The organism is Kribbella sp. NPDC002412, from assembly GCF_053592935.1.
On the sequence record NZ_JBSFBL010000075.1, the window covers coordinates 1 to 20,799 of the forward strand.

At 69.6% G+C, this 20,799-nt stretch carries 20 protein-coding genes; 9 read left to right on the plus strand and 11 right to left on the minus strand.

Annotated elements, in window-relative coordinates; translation table 11 throughout:
* The 4 genes from ACWCOV_RS37290 to ACWCOV_RS37305 all read left to right on the plus strand — a co-directional run.
* Positions 1–922 (plus strand): LacI family DNA-binding transcriptional regulator (locus ACWCOV_RS37290; RefSeq protein ID WP_449834087.1); only part of this gene is annotated, 922 nt, incomplete at its 5' end.
* The gene (locus tag ACWCOV_RS37295) at positions 919–2,373 is read left to right on the plus strand and encodes a glycoside hydrolase (protein WP_449834088.1); all 1,455 of its coding nucleotides are present in this window, start codon (positions 919–921) and stop codon (positions 2,371–2,373) included. The genes ACWCOV_RS37290 and ACWCOV_RS37295, both read left to right, overlap by 4 nt.
* A gap of 108 nt (positions 2,374–2,481) precedes the next feature.
* On the plus strand, positions 2,482–3,534 hold the full coding sequence (locus ACWCOV_RS37300; protein ID WP_449834089.1) for a Gfo/Idh/MocA family protein: 1,053 nt from the start codon (positions 2,482–2,484) through the stop codon (positions 3,532–3,534).
* A gap of 30 nt (positions 3,535–3,564) precedes the next feature.
* Positions 3,565–3,909 carry a TraR/DksA family transcriptional regulator gene (locus ACWCOV_RS37305; RefSeq protein ID WP_449834090.1) on the plus strand — a complete coding sequence of 115 codons (345 nt, stop codon included), beginning with the start codon at positions 3,565–3,567 and terminating at the stop codon, positions 3,907–3,909.
* Between the two features lie 23 nt (positions 3,910–3,932).
* On the opposite strand, the gene ACWCOV_RS37310 is transcribed toward ACWCOV_RS37305, so the two are convergent.
* Together ACWCOV_RS37310 and ACWCOV_RS37315 are read right to left on the minus strand one after the other, a co-directional pair.
* Positions 3,933–4,868 (minus strand): nucleoside hydrolase, encoded by a 936-nt coding sequence (locus ACWCOV_RS37310; protein ID WP_449834091.1) that lies wholly within the window; start codon positions 4,866–4,868, stop codon positions 3,933–3,935.
* 146 nt (positions 4,869–5,014) lie between these two features.
* Complete coding sequence (locus ACWCOV_RS37315) at positions 5,015–8,140, minus strand: amidohydrolase family protein (protein ID WP_449834092.1); 3,126 nt, start codon at positions 8,138–8,140, stop codon at positions 5,015–5,017.
* A 139-nt stretch (positions 8,141–8,279) separates the two neighbouring features.
* On the opposite strand from ACWCOV_RS37315, the gene ACWCOV_RS37320 reads away from it, so the two are divergent.
* Positions 8,280–8,807: a hypothetical protein gene (locus tag ACWCOV_RS37320; protein WP_449834093.1), complete on the plus strand. Its 528-nt coding sequence runs from the start codon at positions 8,280–8,282 to the stop codon at positions 8,805–8,807.
* Between the two features lie 164 nt (positions 8,808–8,971).
* Here the strand turns inward: ACWCOV_RS37320 and ACWCOV_RS37325 are convergent, their stop codons facing one another.
* The 3 genes from ACWCOV_RS37325 to ACWCOV_RS37335 form a co-directional block, all read right to left on the minus strand.
* Positions 8,972–9,433 (minus strand): SRPBCC domain-containing protein, encoded by a 462-nt coding sequence (locus ACWCOV_RS37325; RefSeq protein WP_449834094.1) that lies wholly within the window; start codon positions 9,431–9,433, stop codon positions 8,972–8,974.
* A 108-nt stretch (positions 9,434–9,541) separates the two neighbouring features.
* The gene (locus ACWCOV_RS37330) at positions 9,542–10,579 is read right to left on the minus strand and encodes a hypothetical protein (protein WP_449834095.1); all 1,038 of its coding nucleotides are present in this window, start codon (positions 10,577–10,579) and stop codon (positions 9,542–9,544) included.
* A gap of 157 nt (positions 10,580–10,736) precedes the next feature.
* Entirely contained in the window at positions 10,737–11,237 is a 501-nt protein-coding gene (locus ACWCOV_RS37335) for a SigE family RNA polymerase sigma factor (protein WP_449834096.1), read from the minus strand.
* A 120-nt stretch (positions 11,238–11,357) separates the two neighbouring features.
* Here ACWCOV_RS37335 and ACWCOV_RS37340 point away from each other — a divergent pair, with 120 nt between their 5' ends.
* Entirely contained in the window at positions 11,358–12,428 is a 1,071-nt protein-coding gene (locus ACWCOV_RS37340; protein ID WP_449834097.1) for a glycoside hydrolase family 172 protein, read from the plus strand.
* Here the strand turns inward: ACWCOV_RS37340 and ACWCOV_RS37345 are convergent.
* The 5 genes from ACWCOV_RS37345 to thiO all read right to left on the minus strand — a co-directional run bounded on the left by ACWCOV_RS37345 (position 12,425) and on the right by thiO (position 18,859).
* Complete coding sequence (locus ACWCOV_RS37345) at positions 12,425–13,621, minus strand: glucoamylase (RefSeq protein ID WP_449834098.1); 1,197 nt, start codon at positions 13,619–13,621, stop codon at positions 12,425–12,427. The two genes, ACWCOV_RS37340 and ACWCOV_RS37345, sit on opposite strands and share 4 nt — an antisense overlap.
* Before the next feature lie 8 nt (positions 13,622–13,629).
* Positions 13,630–14,511: a DMT family transporter gene (locus ACWCOV_RS37350; RefSeq protein WP_449834099.1), complete on the minus strand. Its 882-nt coding sequence runs from the start codon at positions 14,509–14,511 to the stop codon at positions 13,630–13,632.
* 42 nt (positions 14,512–14,553) lie between these two features.
* Positions 14,554–16,500: a Stk1 family PASTA domain-containing Ser/Thr kinase gene (pknB, locus tag ACWCOV_RS37355; RefSeq protein ID WP_449834100.1), complete on the minus strand. Its 1,947-nt coding sequence runs from the start codon at positions 16,498–16,500 to the stop codon at positions 14,554–14,556.
* A 93-nt stretch (positions 16,501–16,593) separates the two neighbouring features.
* Entirely contained in the window at positions 16,594–17,559 is a 966-nt protein-coding gene (locus ACWCOV_RS37360; protein ID WP_449834101.1) for a LysM peptidoglycan-binding domain-containing protein, read from the minus strand.
* Positions 17,560–17,725: 166 nt separating this feature from the next.
* Entirely contained in the window at positions 17,726–18,859 is a 1,134-nt protein-coding gene (gene thiO / locus ACWCOV_RS37365; protein WP_449834102.1) for a glycine oxidase ThiO, read from the minus strand.
* 42 nt (positions 18,860–18,901) lie between these two features.
* Here thiO and thiE point away from each other — a divergent pair, with 42 nt between their 5' ends.
* The 3 genes from thiE to ACWCOV_RS37380 are packed head-to-tail and all read left to right on the plus strand — an operon-like array spanning position 18,902 to position 20,402.
* Positions 18,902–19,549 carry a thiamine phosphate synthase gene (gene thiE, locus ACWCOV_RS37370; RefSeq protein WP_449834103.1) on the plus strand — a complete coding sequence of 216 codons (648 nt, stop codon included), beginning with the start codon at positions 18,902–18,904 and terminating at the stop codon, positions 19,547–19,549.
* Positions 19,546–19,971, plus strand: coding sequence for a ribonuclease domain-containing protein (locus ACWCOV_RS37375; RefSeq protein ID WP_449834104.1), 426 nt, complete (start codon positions 19,546–19,548; stop codon positions 19,969–19,971). Before thiE ends, ACWCOV_RS37375 begins: the two co-directional genes overlap by 4 nt.
* Positions 19,968–20,402 carry a barstar family protein gene (locus tag ACWCOV_RS37380; protein WP_449834105.1) on the plus strand — a complete coding sequence of 145 codons (435 nt, stop codon included), beginning with the start codon at positions 19,968–19,970 and terminating at the stop codon, positions 20,400–20,402. The genes ACWCOV_RS37375 and ACWCOV_RS37380 overlap by 4 nt, the downstream gene beginning before the upstream one ends.
* Here ACWCOV_RS37380 and ACWCOV_RS37385 read toward each other — a convergent pair.
* On the minus strand, positions 20,380–20,784 hold the full coding sequence (locus tag ACWCOV_RS37385; protein ID WP_449834106.1) for a DUF4180 domain-containing protein: 405 nt from the start codon (positions 20,782–20,784) through the stop codon (positions 20,380–20,382). The genes ACWCOV_RS37380 and ACWCOV_RS37385 overlap by 23 nt on opposite strands.
* Positions 20,785–20,799 lie beyond the last annotated feature (15 nt).

A 20,799-nucleotide genomic window follows, 5' to 3' on the forward strand; every position in this document is an offset into this window, starting at 1 on the left:
CGAAGCCGCGGCCGAGCTGGACTTCGTGCCCAACCGGGCCGCGCAGCTGCTGCGGTCGAACCGGTCGTACACGATCGGCGTGGTCACCAACGGGATCGTCTCCCAGCCGTACGCCGGTCTGATCGTGCTCGGCATCCAGCAGGTCGTCCAGCCGGCCGGTTACGTGTGCATGGTGGTCGACACGACGGGCGACCCGAAGCAGGGTGACGACGCGGTGGCGAGCCTGGTGGGCCAGGGGGTCGCCGCGATTCTGTACGCCTCACTCTCGCCCAAGCCGCTGCACCGCAGCGCGCGGCTGGACGGGATCCGGACGATCTTCGTGAACTGCTGGCCCGAGGAGGGCCATGCCGACACGGTGCTGCTGGCCGACGAGTACGGCGGCGGTCGTGCCGCCGCGGCGTCGGTGTTCAGCCGAGGGCATCGTGAGGTGGCCTTCCTGGGCGGACCACGCAGCGACTACGCCTGCAAGGAACGCCGCCGCGGTTTCGCCGACGCCGCTCGGGAGGCAGGTCTGCGCCCGAGCGACCTGGTGCAGCGGTACGGCGACTACTCGATCGGGTCCGGGTACGACCTGGCGACCGAGGTGGTGCTGGAGCACCGCCCGACCGCGCTCGTCTGTGGGAACGACCGGATGGCGATCGGGGCGCTGCTGGCCTTGCATGCCCTCGGGCTTGATTGCCCGCGGGATGTCAGCATCGTCGGGTTCGACGATCAGCCCGATGTCGCGGACCAGGTCCGTCCGCGGCTGACCACTGCCGCGTTGCCCCACCTGATGCTGGGCCGCCAGGCCGGCGAGCTGGTGCTGGCCGATCCCGACGGAGCGCCCGAGCGGATCACGGTGGACTGCGACCTGATCGAGCGGGAGTCGGTCGGCGATCCGCCCCGACGACGCCGGCAGCCGACGGCAGGTCGTCGTACATGATCAACGAAACGCTGCACTGGCGGCCTCGCTCTGGCTACGTCGGTGACGTCATCCCCTTCAGCCATGCCGGTCGGATCTGGCTGTTCTACCTGCTGGACGAGCGGCCGGACGATCCGGCAGCGGGCTCGAGTGGGATGCCGTGGGCCCTGGTGTCGACCACCGACTTCGTCCACTACACCGACCACGGGGTAGTGCTGCCCGGCGGCGATCGGGACGCCGTCGACTTCGACTGCTACACGGGGTCCGTGATCTCGGACGGCGACCGGCTGCATCTGTTCTACACCGGCCACAACTCGCGCCAGGGCACGGCCGCAGGGGCCTTCCAGGTGGTGTGCCACGCGACCAGCGACGGCGATCCGACGCAGTGGACCAAGCATCCAGAACACACGTTCGGCGCGCCGCCGGGCTACCTGGCCCAGGACTGGCGCGACCCCTTCGTGTTCCGGACGGCTGCCGATGAGCCGTGGCAGATGGTGCTGGCGGCACGGTACGACGATGGGCCGGACCGGCGGCGCGGTGTCGTCGCTCGCCTGACCTCAACGGATCTGGAGAAGTGGACGATCGCCGAGCCGTTGTGGCAGCCGCACCGGTACATCACTCAGGAGTGCCCGGATGTGTTCCAGTGGGGCGACTGGTGGTACCTGGTGTACTCCGAGTTCAGCGATGCGTTCCAGACGCGCTACCGAGTCGCCCGTCGGCCGGACGGTCCGTGGTCGGCGCCCAACCGCGACACCGTGGACGGGCGCGCGTTCTACGCGGCCAAGTCGGTCGATCATCAGGGCCGGCGCTTCTTCATCGGCTGGATCCCCACAAAACAAGGTCGATCCGATGCCGGCCGATGGGAATGGGCCGGTTCGCTGTCGGTGCTGGAGGCGCGTCAGGAGGATGACGGCAGCCTGGCGTTCGATCTCCCCGCGGAGGTTGTCGGGGCCTACTCCGGCCCACATCCCGTGTCGTTGGCGCCGCTCGACGGTGCGGCGGCCAAGCCTGGTCAAGGTGCAGTCGACCGGTACGCCGCCTGGATCGGCGACCCGCTGCCTGACCGCTGCCTGATCGAGTTGACGGTCGACGTTGCCCCAGGCACGCAGGCACTTGGTCTCCTGCTGCACTCCAGCGCCGACGGCGAGGAAAGCGCCGTACTGCGGCTCGAACCACAACGAGACCGGATCGTGTTCGACCGCTGGCCGCGGCAACGGACCGGTCCGGCTCAGTGGCAGGTCGACGGCGACGTACCGCACGAGGTCGAGCTCGAACGCCCGTGTCCGCTTCCACCCGGCAGCCACACCGTCCAAGTCATCCTGGATGGAACGACGGGCCAGGTCGTCGTCGACCACCGCGTCGCCCTGAGCTTCCGCCGGTACGACCACCGCCGAGGTCACCTTGGCCTCTTCGTCACCGACGGCGCCTTCGACCTCGGCAATCTCACCGTCGCGACGCGTCAACCGGGCTGAGCCAGATGCGCCGAGCTGCGCGGAACGACTCGCAGGGAGTGGTAAGCGTTTGCCGGTCTGGCATAGGGTGAGTGGCAGTCGAAGCGACGCCGAGTCGGAGGAGTACGGGTGACTTCCACGCAAGCTGTCAGGTTCGCCGCCATCGGGCTTGACCACGCGCACATCTTCGGTCAGATCGCGGGTCTGGTCGGGGCGGGCGCCGAGTTCGTCGGGATGGCGACCGACGATCCGTCGGCCGCGATCGCGACCCGGGTCCGGGAGCAGTACCCGGAGGTTGCGGTGGCCGAGAGGCCGGACGACCTGATCGGACAGGACGGGATCGACCTGATCGTGACCGCCGCCGTACCGGATCGACGGGGGCCGATCGCCGTCGCGGCGTTGCGGGCCGGCAAGGACGTCGTGACCGACAAACCCGGCTGTGTCAGTTTCGAGCAGCTCGAGGAGATCGAGAAGGCGGTCGGTCAGAGCGGGCGGTTCTGGTCGGTGACGTTCTCGGAGCGGTTCGAGGTGCCGAGCGTGATCAAGGCCGGTGAGCTGGTCCGCGCGGGCCGGATCGGGACGGTGGTGCAGACGCTCGGGATCGGGCCGCACCGGATCGGGGACCGCGGCCACCTCGGCGGCGGGGCCGGCCGGCCGGACTGGTTCTACGACAAGAACCGGTACGGCGGCATCCTGACCGACATCGCCTCCCACCAGATCGACCAGTTCCTGTGGTTCACCGGCGCCCGGACCGCTGAGGTCGTGGCCAGCACGGTCGGGAACTTCGCCAACCCCGACGAGCCGGGCCTGCAGGACTTCGGTGAGATCCTGCTGCGCAGTGAGACCGCCCAGGGGTACATCCGGGTCGACTGGTACACGCCGGACGGCCTGCCGACCTGGGGTGACGGCCGCCTGATGATCCTCGGCACCGACGGCTACATCGAGCTGCGCAAGTACGTCGACATTGCGGGCCGGGACGGTGGCGACCACCTCTTCCTGGTCAATCAGGAGGGTACGCAGTACATCGACTGCTCCCAGGTCGAGACCACGTACTACGCCGACCTGCTTCGCGACGTACGCGAACGAACCACCTCTGCCGCGCCGCAGGAGCACACGTTCGAGACCATGCGCCTGGCCCTGACCGCCCAGCAACGGGCGACGGTCCGCGGAGCGGCGAAGTGATCTAGCCGTTCGCGGTGTCACGATTGAGAGATGGATGGGGCCCGCGAGCTGCTCGAGGCGGAACGCCAGCAGGCGCTTCGGCGGCTTGCGAGTCTGACCGGCGACTTCAATGAGGTGGTAGCGGCCTCGCGGGACGCCAATGCTGACGACGAGCACGATCCTGAGGGCGCGACGATCGCGTTCGAGAGGTCGCAGGTCGCAGCGCTGGTGCTGCAGGTCCAGGGTCAGCTGGCAGAGGTCGAGGCGGCACTCGAGCGGTTGGCAGCCGGCGCCTACGGCGTCTGTGAGCAGTGCGGCCAACCGATCGCCCCTGCCCGCCTGGAGGCAAGACCAGCGGCCCGCACCTGCATCGCCTGCGCCTCCGCAGCAGGCTGAGCGTGCGCCTACTCACGCCGGCGTCAGCCGATCAGGGTGATCGCGTCGACGAGTTTGGCCCAGTACGCCGTTGTGTCGAGCTCGACCGCGACGCGGGCGGTGGGTGGGCGGCCGGTGTACTGATGCAGATCGACCACCGTGGCGCCGGCCGTCCATTCGCCGGCGGTCTCGATCATCACGTTGGCGTCGACGCAGCGGACGATCGCCGGGTCGATGACTCTGGCGACCGCGACCGGGTCGTGCAAGGGTGGGGCGGCGAATCCCCACAGTCGTCGGTACGTCGAGGCGAAGAACGTCATCCACTCGACGCAGATGCGCGCCAGCGGCGTTCCGATCCCGGCGAACGCGGCAATGACGTCGTCGGTCACCAAGGCCTGGTGCGTGACATTGAGCCCGCACATCGTGAACGGGACCCCGGACCGCAGGACCTGGTCCGCGGCCTCGGGGTCGACGAAGCAGTTGGCCTCGGCGTACGGCGTGACGTTGCCGCGCTCGGTGGATCCGCCCATCCAGACGAGCTGAGCGATGTTTGCGCGAAGGTCCGAGTGATCGGCGAGCAACGTTGCGATGTTCGTCAGCGCGCCGGTCGCCACAATCGTGACCGGCGCCTCGTGCTTCGTCAGTACGTCGACCAGCAGCTCGCCGGCCGTGATCGCTGCCTCGGGCACCTCCGGGTCGTCGTCGAACAGCGGACCGTCCAGCCCGGTCTCGCCATGAACGTCATCAGCGATACGCAACGGACGAACCAGCGGCCGCCCGGCGCCACGAGCGACCGGGATGTGCGACACACCCGCGAGCGACAGCACCCGGCGAGCGTTGAGCGTGCACTTCTCAACCGTCTGATTCCCAGCCACCGTGGTCACCCCCAGCAGCTCAACCGCCGGATCCGCGACGGCGAGCAACAGCGCCATCGCATCGTCATGCCCAGGGTCACAATCCACCACCACCGGAACCGCCATCCGCACAGCGTAGTCCGCCGCCACCTGGAAGCGGTTGCTGATAGCAACGTCTCCGGACGATGCGAGTCGCCGCGGCGCCTGCCGTCACCACGCTCCGCTCAGCTGGCCAGGGCCAGGCGGCGGCGAGATGCGGTCGGCGCGGGGCGTCAGCTTTCGCAGCAGGCGCGGTGGAGCCATTCGGGTTCGTGCCACCAGTAGCTGGGGTTGTGGGCGTGAGCCTGGTCGCGGGTGAGTGGTTTGGGGCCGGCCAGGGTTGCTGGCGCGGTGGCGTACGGCTTGAGGAGGTCGGCGACGGTGTGCAGGTTGCCGGCGATCATGACTCGGTCGACGGCGGCTGCGGCTCGGATGTCGGTGAGGGGGTTGCCGGTGACGAACGAGAGGTCGGCTTGGGCGCCGGGTTCGATGACACCGAGCTTGTCCTCGAGGTTGAGCCAGCGCGCGGGATTGCGGGTCGCGGTGGTCAGGGCTTCGTAGGGCGTGAAGCCGCCGGCGACCATCGCGCGCAGGTTGGCGTGGAGCGAGATCGCGATGTTGTCGAGCGGGGTGTCGGTGCCGGAGATGACGAAGCCCCCGCCGCGGTGGATTCGCAGGACCATGTCGACGTTGCCTCGGAGCAGTTCGCGCGTGGTCACACCCGCCGGTCCCTTGGCGGTGTTCACTTCGCTTTGCAGAGCGTCGTACTCCCAGGTCGGGAAGAGGGTCGTCGTACGGCGGTCGGTCAGCAGGGACGGGTCGTCGACGTGCGCCATCGTCGAGTTGAACAGGGTCGGTGTGACGGACAGCCCGGCCTTGGTGAACAGCGTGACGACATCGGCGTACGCGCGGCCGAGCCGGCTGACCGTGTGCGAGTAGCCGAGCCGGTTGGTCGCGCCGGTGTGCTCCATGCCGTCCATGCCGAGGTGCTCGGCCGGGTAGAGGTAGTGCGACGACAGTTGCAGCCCAAGGCGGTGTACGGCGGCGATCGCACGCCGCTGGTACTCGATGGGCAGCCGGACATAGGTCTTCACCAAGTCGTAGGCGAGCCCCTCGACTCGATCGAGCTCCAGGCCGAGCTGACGGAGCGAGAGCGTCGGGCGCATGAAGTTGTAGTAGACCCGCGACCCGTCGATCGCCTCACCGGTCGCGAAGTACCGCGGCCCAAGCAGCGACCCGTGCGCGAGCGCCTCGCGCGTCTCCTGCATCTGGTAGACGGGGTCGCCCGGCGACCGCGTGGTCGTGATGCCGTACGACAGCCACAGGTTGCCCTGCCGTGCACCCCACGCGCGGCCGCGCAGGTGCCAGTGGTTGTGCGCATCGATCAGCCCGGGCATCACGGTCAGGTGCTTCGCGTCGATGTCCGCCTTGCCCTGGTGCGGCCGTACGGCGGCGATCCGCGAGCCGTCCAGTACGACGTCCACGTCCCGGCGGAGCGTGGTCGCGCGGCCGTCCCACAGCGCGCCGGCGTGGATCGTGACGTGCTGGTTGATGGTTGCGCGGCGCCAGTGCAGGTGGAGTTTGACGGTCTGTGGGCGCGAGCCGATGACCGAGGTGCGGCGGAGGCGGCCGTTGTTCAGGTAGAGCAGGGTGTTGTTGTCCTGCCAAACCGGTGAGTCGGTGACCTCATCGGTGACGGCTCGTGGGCCGGCCGTGAAGCGTCCGCGGTTGTCGACGGGGGCGACGTACAGAACGCTCTCGACGACGAACGCGAGCCGCTTGCCGTCGGGGGAGAACACCGGACCGTCGTCGCCGCGGGTGGCGAGGGAGCGGAACGGCATGGGTTCGACGTACTCCAGGGCAGTGGTCTCGACGTCGACGTACAGGAGTTGGCTGGTGCCTTCGCGGAAGCGCTTGGAGAACGGCTTGACCGCAGCGAGCACGATCGTCTTGCCGTCCCGCGACCAGCTCACCCGGCCGGGTTGGAACAGGGTCGGGGTCAGTTGGCGGACCTGGCCCGATGCGAGGTCGAGCGTCCAGGCGATTCCGTCCTGGTCCTGGTAGGCGACCTGCTTGCCGTCGGGCGAGAACCGCGGTGCGGTCTGTGCCCCGGGCAACGACGAGAGCTTGCTGTCGGCACCGGTCTTCAGGTCGTGCAGCCACAGGTCGGCGGTGCCGTCGCGGTCGCTGGCGTAGAGCAACTGCGTCCCGTCCGGGGAGAAGTCGGGGTCGGAGTTGAAGTAGCCGTCGGCAACCAGCTGGCGTGGTTGGCCGCGGCCGGCAGTTGCTGCCAGCCACAACGCGTTCAGTGCCCGGAAGGCGACCCATTTGCCGTCCGGTGAGACGGCCGGGCTCGCGATCCCTCGGACCGGCCGCCGCGCGGTCGACTCCAGGTCCGGCGCCTTCGGTCGCGGCCGCTTCGACGTCACCGGCACGGTCGCGGTGAACGGTACGACGGAATCCGCACCGTCAGCCTGGTGACGCACCACGTGGCCGTCGGCGGTGTAGTACAGGTCCGATCCCCAGGAGGGTGGGACCGCGAAGACGTCCTTGCCGTTGGTGACTTTCTGATTGTCGACAATCAGATCGCAGACCGGGCCGGCCAGCCGGACGTAGGCGAGCCGGCCGGTGGGGGAGTAGGCCGGGCCGTAGACGGTGCTGCCGGTCTGGGCGGGGACGAGAGTGGTGCGGGTGCCGGTCTTGAGGTCGAGTTCGACGATGGACGCCGCGTCGACGGTGAACGCGATCTTGGTGCCGTCGGCGGAGACGGCCGGTTCGGCCTCTTCGGTCGCGTCGTCGGTGAGGGCGACGATCGTGCCGGTGCTGAGCTCGAGGCGGTGGATGCCGTAGCTGCCGTTGCCGCCGCGGTCCGAGGCGAAGACGACGTACCTGCCGTCGGGCGTGTAGTGCGGCTCGCGGTGGTCGTAGCGGCCGGTGGTCAGCTGGCGGAGACCGGAGCCGTCGGCGTCGATCGACCAGAGATGGAAGTTGCCGTCGCGGTACGACTGGAAGACGAGCCGCCGGCCGTCGGGCGACCAGCGCGGTCGGGTCGCGTCCTGCAGGTCGTCGGTCAGTCGCCGGGACACGCCGCCGGCGGCCGGCGTCACCCAGATCGCGGTGACCAGGTCGAAGGCGAGCCATTTCCCGTCAGGTGACGCGGACACCATGAAGTTCGTGCCCTCGGTCAGCACGGCCTGGTTGGCGGCTGGGCTCGTGGCTGCTGCCGGCGTTGTGGCGGCTGCTGGTTCGGTCGTGGTGCTGTGGAGCGCGCCGGCCGCGGCGGCACCGCCGCTGAGCTGGAGAGCACGACGCCGCGAGATGCTCCACGAACCGGGCGCTTCGAATTCGGTGTGGTCCACGGTCGGTCCAATCCCTCGGGGGCGGTGGGACGTCACCGAATCTGCCAGCACCGTCCCTACTGCACGATCCTGACCGGCGCGTCGAGCGCCGAGCGGGCTGTGTGCTGCGACGAACGGCGGAACGTCTATCGTCTGCGCCATGCAATCCGTGTCGCCCCGGGTCCGGGCGCTCGCCGCCGCCGTCGCCTGCATCGTGATCGCGCTCGCTGCGGCGTTGGCGGTGGACAGCCGGCTCGACCGGCACTGGATCGTGCGCGGCCTCACGCTGTTCCTCGCGCTCTGCTGTGCCGCCCTGCTGCTGACCGACCAGAGCCGTCGGTTCCGTCAGATCATCACCGGGGTCGGCCTGCTCATGTTCGGAGTCGTCTTTCCGGTCACCTCGACCACCTTGGCCACGCCGCCGGAGATCGACTTCGCCCTGGCGGTCGCGACCGACGCGGAGAACGCGGCGACGAAGAACGCCCGCAGCGTCGTCACCGTCGAGGACGTGAAGGCGGCGGCCGAGGCGCGCGGCGGCGCGATCGGCTCCCTGCAGACCGAGCGGAGCCCGCAGGTCCGCGGCGCCGACGCCTTCCCGCTGATCGTGCGCCCCAAGTCCGACCAGGGCCGCCCCTGGGCCTGCCTCTCCTTCACCAACGGCCTCGAAGCCAAAGTCCGCGCCTGCTAAGCGCAGCCAGCCAGCCAGCCCAGCCAGCCCGGGCCAACCCCCACCGGCCGGGCCAGCCCCACCGGCCGGGCCAGCCCCACCGGCGGGCCGGTCCACCCACCGACCGGGCCAGCCCACCCACCGACCGGGCCCGGGTGTCCCGGCGGGGTCGTGCTGGGGTGGAGTCAGGTGGGGTAGGTGGTGGCTAGTTGTTCGGCTCGGTCGAGGGGGTTCCAGGTGATCGGGGTGTTGTTCAGTTGAGCTTCGATGACCGCGAGGCCGGCCTCCCAGCCTGCGGACGCCGGTCCGGCGGCCTCGGGGTCGGTCAGCACGTTGGTGAACACGAGCCGGCTGCCCTCCGCGGTGCCGGTGATTTCCCAGGTGAGGATCTCTCCGGACCATTCGTACTCGAGGACCGACGGAGGCTCGTTGCGGAGCATCCGGCCGTTGGGGGTGCCGGTTGGGTCGTCGGTCATGCCGTAGCGGCGGTGTTGTTCGGGGGTGACACCGAAGAACAGGGCCGCTCCGGCCGGGTGGTCCAGGTCGACCACGGCGGGGAACCAGACGGACAGTTGGGTCGGGTCGGTGATCGCCTGCCAGACCTTCTCCGGCGGGTGCGGGAGCAGCCGGACGAAGCGGATCGCCACCCGCCGTCGTCGGTCTCGAACACCGTGCCACATCGACTGTCCATGCCGGCAATATAACCCAAATGGCATATAAGCGGGAGCCGTCTGCCCGGATCGACTCCGCCGCGATCAGGGGATGGCTGTTGCCGCGTCGAACCAGGTGTTCGGGTCGCGTGGGTTCCGGGCGAGCTGCAGCGTCTCGGCGACCTTGCGGAGCTCGTCGAGGTCGGGCGTGGCGGTGGTGAGGTCCTGGATGACGACGGCCACCCCGGCGCCTTCCATCCGGATCGCGGACTTGGCCGGCTTCGACCGGTCGACCGGCTCGCCGAAGGCCAGTTCGGCGATGTACCAGGCCTTCAGGCCGTTGATGGTCACGTCGGGCTTGGGCTCGGGGAATCGCGACATCTGGTTCCAGAACTTGTCGGTGCTGACCATGATCCGCAGGTCGTCGCCCGGCCGGGGGTCGTGCGGGCGATCGACCGTGGCGTAGCCCGTCAGGTCGCGTGGCCGGAAGCCGGTCGCCGGGTTCCCGTCGCCAACATCGATGGTGAAGTTCTGCCCGGACCCTTCGATTCCAGCGTCCGGACTCCGATACGTGATGCGACCAGGCTCCAGCCGCTCCGGCAGGTGGCCGAGCTTCACCGGCGATCCGAGCGTCCGCGTCCCTGGAGAGACCGACTTCGCGATGGTCAGCGCCAGCGGCACGTTCGCCTGGTAGGGAGCGTCGATCTGCGGCACTTCGAGGGTGCCGAGCTCCTGCTGCGAACTGCAGGTCAGCAGCGCCCACAGCCCGTCGCCCGGTTGCCAGACCACCGTCTGCAACGGGTCGCCCTTGATGGCCCCGAGGTACCCGCGAGGCGCCGGGAGGAACGGGCGGCTCTGCGTCGAGCGGACGATCCGCCCCGGCCGGCCGTTGAGGTCGACGCGCGGACTGCCGGCCGGGATCTTCGCCGGGTCGAAGTCGCCGTTGCGATGCACGGTGAGCAGGCAGGCGGTGATCCAGGGCCTGCCGGTGAACCCGCTCAGCTCGTAGTCCTGGCGATTCGCCGTGTAGACGCGCGGGTTCACCTTCATCCCCTTCGGCACCGGCAGGTCGATCCACGGCGTCCACGCCGGGTTCCGCCGCTCCTGGCCGGCGGCCGGAGCCCGATCGTTCAACTGACTCACGACGATCGGTCCAGCGATAGCAGCCGTGGCAGTCGCCAACGCTGTCGCAACCACGAGAGGCGTACGGCGACGCCGTACCCGACCAATCCTCGTGAGCAGCTCTTCAGGGGCCGGGGCCGTGCCGGCGAGGTGGTCGAAGGCGGCGCGGAGGTCTTCCTCAGTACGCATGGTTCACTTCCGAGGTCAGAGTCGGGGTGGCGAGTTCGATCCGGAGGGTCGCGAGCGCGCGCGAGGCGTGGGCGCGGACGGTGCCGGCCGAGCAGCCGAGGGTTTCGGCGATCTCGGCGTCGCTCAGACCGCCGTAGTACCGGAGGACCAGTACGGCGCGCTGCCGCCGGGGAAGCTTGGCCAGTTCGGAGATCAACTGATCGCGGTCAGCGGTCCGGTCGGCGTGGTCGGCGGTGTCCTCGGCCGGGAAGATCTCGGCCCGCGGGACGTACCGCGACCACTTGCGCCGCCAGGACAGGTACTCGTTGACCACCATCCGCCGCAGGTAGGCGTCCGGACTGCCGGCGGCGTCGACCCGGGCCCAGTTCCGGTGCGCCTTGATCGCGACGTCCTGGACCAGGTCCTCGGCCAGGTGTCCCGAGCCGCACAGCGCGGTGGCGAACCGGAGCAACCCAGGCAGCCCCGAGCGGGTCCACTCGTCGAAGGTCACGTCCCCTCCCAGGTGCCGGCGGTCTACACCAGTACAGACGACACCAGGACCCGATCTGCTGAGTCCAGTTGCTGGGCAATCGATTTCTCACAGACCCACCCGCGATCTAAGGTCGCGGGTATGACTCTTGGGAAGCTGTCCGGAATCAGCGCGATCGTCGATGTCGAGACGCGCTCCATCAGCGCGGAGAACCCCACCGGTGAGCCGGGCCAGGGCGGCCGCCGGACCGAGGGGACCGGCGCCAAGGCGGCCCGGGACCTCGGTCAGGGCTGGAAGGTGTCGCCGTCGATCGAGATCGGCCCGGGGGAGACCGCGACGCTGGCGGACATCGCCGGCCAGGGCTGCATCACGCACATCTGGCTCACCACGCATGTCGACAACTGGCGGCGGCTGGTGCTGCGCGCGCACTGGGACGGCGATGAGGCGCCGGCGATCGAGACGCCGGTCGGCGACTTCTTCTGCTCCGGCTGGGGCAAGTTCGCCCAGGTCAACTCGCTCCCGGTCGCGGTGAACCCCAACGGCGGCTTCAACAGCTACTGGGAGATGCCGTTCCAGTCCGAGGCCAAGCTGACCCTGGAGAACACCCACGACGAAACGGTGGTCGTGTACTTCCAGGTCGACTTCTGGCTGGGCGCCGTACCGGACAACACGGCGTACCTGCACGCGCAGTGGCGGCGGAGCAACCCGCTGCCTGCCAAGACTGTGCACACCCTGCTGGACGGCGTGGAGGGCCCGGGCCACTACGTCGGCACGTACGTCGCCTGGGGCGTCAACAGCAGCGGCTGGTGGGGTGAGGGCGAGGTGAAGTTCTACGTCGACGGCGACGACGAGTTCCCGACCATCTGCGGCACCGGGACCGAGGACTACTTCGGTGGCGCGTGGAACTTCGACGTGCCGCACCTCGGCGGTTACACCGAGTTCAGTACGCCGTACCTCGGCATGCCGCAGGTGATCCGGCCGGACGGGCAGTACGCGAGCCAGCAGCGGTTCGGCATGTACCGCTTCCACCTGCCAGACCCGATCCGCTTCAAGGAGAAGCTGCGCGTCGACGTCCAGGCCCTCGGCTGGCGCTCCGGCGGCCGCTACCTCCCGCTGCAGGACGACATCGCCTCGACCGCGTTCTTCTACTCGGTCAAGACCAGTACGGCGCGCCCGGAAGCGCCGGTGCACGACGCAATGGAGATCTGCTAGGGGATCGGCAGCGGCCGATCGAGTGCTGCGCCGGCGAGGACGACCAGGGCTGAGGTCCAGCCGAGGGGAGCCTCGCCGGCCGGCTGCCGGTCGCGGTTCACCTTCTCCGGCAGCGCGCCGGTGCTGGTCCGGTAGTCGTTCAGCCAGGTCAGCAGCTCACCGGCCGTCGCGCGATCCCCGCGGGCCGCGGCGCTCAACGCGAACAAAGCGGTCTGCGGCGTCCAGGCGACCCCATCCGTCCGCCAGTCCTCGCCCGGGGTGACCCCGCCGTTCGGCTGCGTGAGTACGGCGCGCGCCCGCTCGATCGCCTGGTCGACCTCGGTACGGCGTGGCGCGAACGGCGGCCCGAGGACGGTGACGATCGCATCCGCCCCGCCGCCCACCCCGACCGGCTCGAGCCCCGGCTCCAGGAAGGCCACCGCCCGCGCGGGAGTCCGCGGATAGTCCGGCCCGAAGCGCCGATCCGTTGCCGCAGACAACCTCTCCAGAGCCGCGGCCCAGCGCGCGGCGTCGTCCGGATGCCCACCATCCGTGGCGATCCCGACCGCGGACCGCAGTCCAGCGATCAGCGGTGCCACAGTGCCTAGCGTCACCTCCGCCTCCGGCCGCTCCCAGTAGTCGGGCGAGGCCCCGGGCAGGCCGTTCGCCCCAAGCTCACTGACGATCTGGTCCGCCGATTCCCGGACCAGTTCCCAGTAGTTGCCGCCCGCCCGGCAGAACCACGTTGCCCACAGCACCCACCCCGACCCGTCGAGCTGAGCCTCGCGCCCGTCCCGGACCGCCTCCCCACTGGAGGAGTAGCGGGCCTCCCAGCGACCGGCCGACGGCCTGACCCCGTCGAGGAAGTCCAGCACGCGTACGGCGTCCGCCGTACGGCCGATCGCGCAGTACGCGGCGGCCACGAAGGACGCGTCCCGCGGCCAGACGAAGCGCCACGGCCCGTCCCAGCCGGCCAGCGTCGCGCCGTTCGGCAACGTCAGCGCGTCGAGGTCGGCGATCGCGTGCTGCATCATGTCGTCGTACTGCCCGTCGTCGGCGGTCAGCGCGGAAGAGCCCGGCACACCCTCCGCGACCAGCAACGGCTGGGGGTTGCGCACCAGGTTGACCGTCGTCCCGGCGGCCAGGAACGCCAGCAGGACCGCGATGACGACGGCCGGAAACCACCGGACCCGCCGCGCGCTGTCGTCCCGCATCGTTCCCCCTACTGAGCCAGGTGCTGCACTTCGGCCTCGAACTTGCGCCGCGGTGCGAGTTCCACCAAGTACATGGCAGACAGCACCAGAGCGCCACCCACCAGCATCCGCCACGTCACGCTCTCCGACCCGAACAGGACGGCGAACGACGACGCGAACACCGGCTCCATTGTCATCGCGATGGCCGCGCGGGTGGGACTGAGGTGCGCCTGGGCCCAGGTCTGGACGATCAGCGCCAGCGCGCCCGCGACGAGCGCCATGTAGAAGACGCTGACCCAGTCGGCGCCCGAGCCCGGCACGGAGAAGCCGCCCGGAACGGCGCCGATCGCGCAGACGCAGGTGATCACGACCATCTGCAGCGCGGACAGGCCGAGGGCGTTCGACGAGGTGGACCAGGCGCCGAGGCCGATGATGTGCAGCGCGTACAGGCCGGCCGAGGCCAGCGTGAGCAGCTCGCCGGTGCCCATGCTGAGGCCGCGCAGCGACAGGACGCCGAGGCCGACAGTGGCGAGGATCACGGCGACCCAGGCCCAGCGGCCGATCTTGTGCCGCAGGATGACCGCGGCCAGCAGCGGCGTGAACACGACGTACATGCCGGTCACGAAGCCGGAGACGCTCGCCGAGGTGTGCCGCAGACCCTCGGTCTGGACCAGCTGGGCGATGCCGTACGTGATGCCGAGGGCAACGGCCCGGCCGCGGTCGAGGCGGCTGAGCCGGGCGATCGCGGGCGGGTGCACCAGGATCAGCGCGACCGAGGCGATCAGGAACCGCAACGCCAGGTAGTCGGCGACGTCCATCCTGGTGAGCAGGTCCTTGGTCAGGAAGAACGTCGATCCCCACGCCGCCGCGACCGCGAGCAGGGCCAGTACGGCGAGACGCGGGTGATTCACGCCGGACATCTCATCAGACGCCCGCCGGGCGGGGCAAAACGGCTACAGGACGGTGATGACGATCTCGCTGCCCGGCTTGGCCTTCTTGCCGGCGCCCGGGTTCTGCGCCGCGACGATGTTCAGGCCGAGGTTGAACGGCGCCTTCTCCACCTTCACCGTGAAGCCGGCGTCGGTGAGGATCTTCTGCGCGTCGGCCAGGTTCTTGCGCTTGACGTTCGGCACCTCGACCAGCGGCGGGCCCTTCGACACCACCAGCTGGACCTTGTCCTTGGCGAACAGCGTGCCGGTATTGGGGCTCTGGCTGATCACCTTGCCCTCGGCGACCTTCTCGTCGTACTGGTCCGTCCGCCCGACCACGAAGCCGAGTTTGCGCAGCTCCTTGCCGGCGTCGCGGTACGACTTCCCGGTGGTGTCCGGGACCGGGATCGGCCGCTTGCCCTTGCTGATCGCGAGGTTGACCGCCGTGCCGGGCTTCACGACCGTGTCGAACCTCGGGCTGAAGGCGATCACCCGCCCGGCCGGCACCGTCTCGTTGTACTGCTCGTTGATCTGCCCGGTGATCAGCTTGATCGGGTCCAGCGCCCGCTTCGCCGCCTCCAGGTCCAGACCGGCGAGCTGCGGCACCCGGTAGCGCTCCGGCCCCTTGGAAACGGTGAGGCCGATCTCACCGTTCTTGCGGATCCGGTCGCCGGCGGCGGGGTCGGTCGCCATGATGTGACCCGTCGGCACGTCCTCGGAGAAGTCCTGGTTCGCCAGAGTCGTCCGGAGCCCGGCCTTCTCCGCTTCGGTCGCGGCAGCCGCCGGCAGCATGTTCACCAGGCTGGGCGTGGCGGTGTAGCGGTGGATGCCGTAGTACCAGGCCGCCGTACCGATGCCGATGGCGGCCGCCAGGATGGCGATCAGCGCGATCAGCCCACGGCCCTTCCGCTGCGGCGGCGCCTGGACCCTCGCCGCACCCGTGGGCCGGCCGTTCTCCACCGGTACGACGATCGTGTCGTGCCGCAGCACCTGGCCGTTCTCCTCGGGTGCGCCCCGCGTGTAGCCGTCGTCGTACCCGCTGTCCTGGCGGATCTGCTGGATCGGCACCGTGAGGTCGCCGGTGAGGTCCGGGTCGTCCGGTAGGCCCTCGTCGAGCGCACTGCGCACCCGGCGCACCTGGCGGCTCAGCACGCGCGCGTCGGCCGGCCGCAGGTCCCGGTCCCGCGCGGTCGCGCGCTGCACGAGCGCATCGACGTACGGCGGGATGCTCGGCTGCTCCTCCGACGGCGCAGGCACGTCGGCGTGCACGTGTGCGTAGGCGACCTGGATCGGGGTGTCACCGGAATGCGGCTTGTTCCCGGTGAGCATCTCGTACAGCAGGATGCCGGACGAGTACACGTCCGAGCGGGCGTCCGCACTACCGTCAGTGACGAGCTCGGGCGCCAGGTACGACACGGTGCCCATCAGCAGGCCCTGAGTCGCCGTGTTGCCGGTGGCTGAGACCGCACGGGCCAGACCGAAGTCCGCGACCTTCACCACGCCGTTGTCGGAGATCAGCACGTTCTCCGGCTTGATGTCGCGGTGCACGATGCCGGCGTCGTGCGCTGCCGAGAGCGCGGACAGAATCGGCGTCAGGAGGTCAAGCGCTCGAGAGGGGGTCAGCGGCGCCTGCTCGCGGATCACGTCTCGGAGCGTGCGGCCGGGGATGTACTCCATCGCCAGGAACAGCGTGCCGTCGTCGTCGCCCTGGTCGAAGACGGCGACCACGTTCGGGTGCGACAGCCGGGCGGCGGCGCGGGCCTCGGCCACGAACCGGCGGGCGAACTGGGCGTCGTCGCCGAGCCCGTCGTGCATCACCTTGAGCGCGACGACCCGGTCCAGCCGCATGTCGAGAGCCTGGTAGACAGTGGCCATGCCGCCCTTGGCGACGCGCGCGCCGACGCGATACCGTCCGTCGAGCACTCGCCCGACGAGGCGGTCGCTGACCTGCGTGTCCACGTCGTCCGTCACTTGCGGTGAGCCGCCTCTCCAAGCCGTTCTGCTCTGAGAGTGTAGATAACGCCCCAGCGTGACCGTGCCAGGCGCACCGCAGTGGTTCCTAGCTCACCGCAGCGGGTCCCAGCCGCGCTCCAGCTGTGCCTTGATCCGGAGCACGTTCTTCACGTAGGCCTTCGTGTCCGGGTACATGCCGTTCCGGGTCACCCCGCCCAGGCCCTGGTAGTACCCGGCGACGGCGATGTCCAGCCGGGCCGCGCCGGTCAGCCGGTCCAGCAGCACCACTCCGGCGGTGACGTTGTCCTGCGGCCGGAGCAGGTCCAGCTTCCGCCCGACGATCGAGGAGGCGAACCGCCCGGTCGACGGGATCACCTGCATCGCGCCGATGGCGTTGGCGGGGGAGACCACCCGCTGCTTCCAGCCCGACTCCTGCCAGCTCACCGCGAGCGCCAGCTCGGGGTCGACGCCGTGCCGCTTGGCGGTGTTGACGATGAGCGCGCGCATCTGCGACCGGGTGGGCAGCATGCGGCTCTTCAGGATCGCCCGGTTGCGGTCGGCCCGGGCGACGATGTGGTCTGGGTAGGTGCGGCCGGCGAAGGTGTTGTTCTTCTCCTTGACCGGCGCCTTGGCCTTCGGGCGGATCTTCACCGGGACCTGCAGCGGCTTGCCGGCGTAGATGTGGTCGCCGGCGCGCAGGCCGTTGGCGGCCAGCAGGTTCGCCTGGGAGCACTTGAAGCGCTTGGCGATCTTCGAGACGGTGTCGCCCCGCTTGACGACGTACGTCACCCGCCCGAGCTGGGACCGCTTGGACGGGTGCGCCGTGGTCGCGGTGGCGGCGCCCTTCCGGCCGGGCACCTTGAGCACCTCGCCGGCGTAGATCGCGTTGCCGTTGCCTGGCAGGTTGTTCAGGGCAACCAAGTTCCGGACCGTGGTGCCGTAGCGGCTCGCGATGTGGCTGAGCGTGTCGCCGTCCTTCACCTTGTACGAGCCGAAGCCCGGCGAGCCGGCGGTGATCACGGCCGCGGTCAGCAACGGTACGGCGATGCCCGTCAGTACACGTACGACGTTACGCATGTTCCATCTCCCCGTGTGAACGTCACTTGACCGTAAGTGCTGATACGGATGTGACAACAGGGGCGAATGGGGTGCTTGTTACGCCTGTAATCCAATGTTTACAATTCAAGGCTGAACTACATGCGTGTAGTTCACAAGCTGTGCTTGCTCAGAGCAACCGATCGGGTCAGAACCTGCTGCCGAGGAACGGCTTCCCGAGCTCGGGGACCACACCGCTGCGGACCGTGTCCGCGAGGATCTGCGCGGTGATCGGCGTCAGCAGCACGCCGTTGCGGTAGTGACCCGTTGCCCACAGCAACCCATCGAGCCCGGACGGGCCCAGTACCGGCGCGTTGTCCGGAGTGGCCGGCCGCAGCCCGGCGATCGTCTCCACCAGCTCCAACTCGTCCGTGATCGGCAGGACGGTCCGTGCGTCCCGCAGCAGCGCGAACACCCCGCCGGCGAGCACGCGAGTGTCGTAGCCGAGCTCGGAGGTGGTCGCACCCACTACGAGCTCACCATTAGGCCGCGGGACGAGGTACACGGAGAAGCCTCGCGCGGTCGCCCGGACGACGTGACGCAGCGCGGGCCGATACGCCTCTGGCACCCGCAGCCGCAGTACCTCGCCTTTGACTGGACGCACCGGCGGCCGCAGCTCCTGCGGTACGCCGTCCAGCTGCCCGGACCACGGTCCTGCCGCAGCGATGACGTGCCCGGCGTGCACGGTGTCCCCGTTGTCCAGTTGTACGCCGATAGCCGCCGTACCTGACGTGATCACGTGGGACACGCGCTGACGGATCAGAGTGGCGCCGGAGACCTCCACTGCGCGGAGGAGTGCGACCACTGCCTGCCTGTTGTCGACCGAGTGGTCGCCAGGGACCCAGACGCCGCCGGAGACGCCGGTGGCCAGCATGGGCTCTCGCTTGCGGGCGTCGCGGCCGGACAGCTCCTCGACCTCGAGGCCGAGCCGTCGCTGGTAGTCGGCCAGTCTCCGGAGCGCTGCTGCGTCGTCGACGTCGTACGCGACCGACAGCGTCCCGGTCTGGTGCAGTCCGGCGGACAAGCCGGTGGTGGCTTCCAGCTCGGCGGCGAACGATGGCCACGCGGCCACGCTGGCCAGGTTGAGCGCCAGTAGGTCGTCCTCGCCGTACTCGACCTCGGTGACCGGGGCCAGCATGCCGGCGGCGACGTTGGAGGTCTGGATGCCGGGTGTCGGGTCACATACCGTCACCTGGATACCGTCTGCAGCCAGCCGCCAGGCGGTGGCGAGACCGATCAGCCCGGCCCCGACCACCACCACATCGGACGTCAACACAGGCATGCGACAACCCTACGACGGCGTCGGCATGGCAGGCTTGGCGGTGTGACTGAGCGCACCGACAGACTCCAAGACGCCCGGCTCTACCTGTGCACGGATGCGCGGGAGAAACAGGGCGACCTCGAACAGTTCCTGGACGCCGCGCTGAGCGGTGGCGTGGACATCGTGCAGCTGCGTCAGAAGGAGATGGAGGCTGCAGACGAGTTGGCGGCGCTCGAAATCTTCGCGGACGCCTGCAAGCGGCACGGCAAGCTGCTCGCCGTCAACGACCGTGCGGACATCGCGTTCGCCGCCGGGGCCGACGTACTGCACCTGGGCCAGCGGGACCTGCCGGTGCATGCAGCGCGGGCGGTCATCGGACCGGAGCCGATCGTCGGGCGCTCCACGCATACGTTCAGTCAGGTGAACGCAGCGGTGGCCGAGCGTGGCTCGGATTACTTCTGCGTCGGCCCGACCTGGGAGACGCCGACCAAGCCGGGCCGCCAGGCAGCAGGGCTCGAGCTGGTCGCGTACGCCGCTAGCCGGCAGGAGTCGAAGCCCTGGTTCGCGATCGGCGGGATCGACCGGGACCGCCTGGACGAGGTTGTCGAAGCGGGTGCGACCCGCGTGGTCGTCGTACGCGCGATCACCGACGCCGACGACCCGGCGGCCGCGGCCGCGGAGTTCAGCAGGCGGTTGCGGAGCGCCGGGTGATCAACAACCCGAAGGCCGCGCGGATCGTCGCGATCGTGGTGATCGCGATGCTGGTGATCACGCTGGCGGCCTCGCTGTTCGGGTGCAGTGCGCAGGAGAAGACCAGCGGCACCGATCCGGACAGCGGCCTCACCATCGTCGCTGCGGCGGACCTGCCGGACGAGGCGCGGCACACCCTGAAGCTGATCGACCAGGGCGGTCCGTTCCCGTACAGCCGCGACGGGGTGGTGTTCGGCAACTTCGAGAAGCTGCTGCCCCAGCAGGACCGTGGGTACTACCGGGAGTACACGGTGCAGACGCCGGGGGAGAACGACCGCGGCGCCCGCCGGATCGTGACCGGGAAGGGTGGCGAGCGTTATTACACCGACGATCACTACAAGTCGTTCCGCCGGGTCGCGGCGGACGGGGGGACCGACGGATGACTGAGCTGCGCACGCTGCTGACCAAGGGCCTGCGCCCCGGTGTCTACCGCTGGCCGTCGGACGCCGGTACGGACCAGGTGCGGCGTGCCGCGGCCGAAGCCGGCTGGGACTTCGTCCTGCTGGACACCAGCGAGATCCACGACAAGTCCGGCTTCCTGGACCTCTGCGCGACCGCCTTCGACCTGCCGCGCTGGTTCGGGCGCAACTGGGACGCGCTCGCCGACTCGCTGAGCGACCGCTCGACCGGCGAGCCCGAACTCGTCCTGTGGGCGGGACTGCACCACCTGCTCGAGCACGACCACGACACGGTCGACGTCGCGCTGCAGATCTTCACCGAGGACAGCACGGCCTCCGGTCAGCTTCGGGTGCTCGTCCAGGAGCACCCGGATGCCGAGACGCCGGACCTGCTCAGCTCGCAGCCGGTCCTGTAGGCAGCAACCGCTCAGCGAGCTCGGACAGCTCGTCGACGAACCACAGGGACTGGCCCCGGTTGCTCTCCCGCACCCAGTCGCGCAGCGGCTTGCTCGCGGCCAGCTTGTCCGAGATGTCCCCGACCACGACCAAGCCCATCCGGTAGTTCACGAACTTCTGCACGATCGCTCCGGCCCGTCCGGTCCGCAGCTCGAAGAACTCGTCGCCCAGCACTGCGGCCGGCAGCGCGACCCACTCGGCCTGGTGCTCGTAGTGCGCGGTCGCGATCAGCTGCACGGCGTCGCCCTCGTCCACCACGCCGGTGTCCGCCACGAACACCCGCACGCCGCCTAGCTCCTCAACCACGGGTGCGGCCGCTCCGGCCGCTGGCTTCCAGATCATGCCGTCAAAAATACC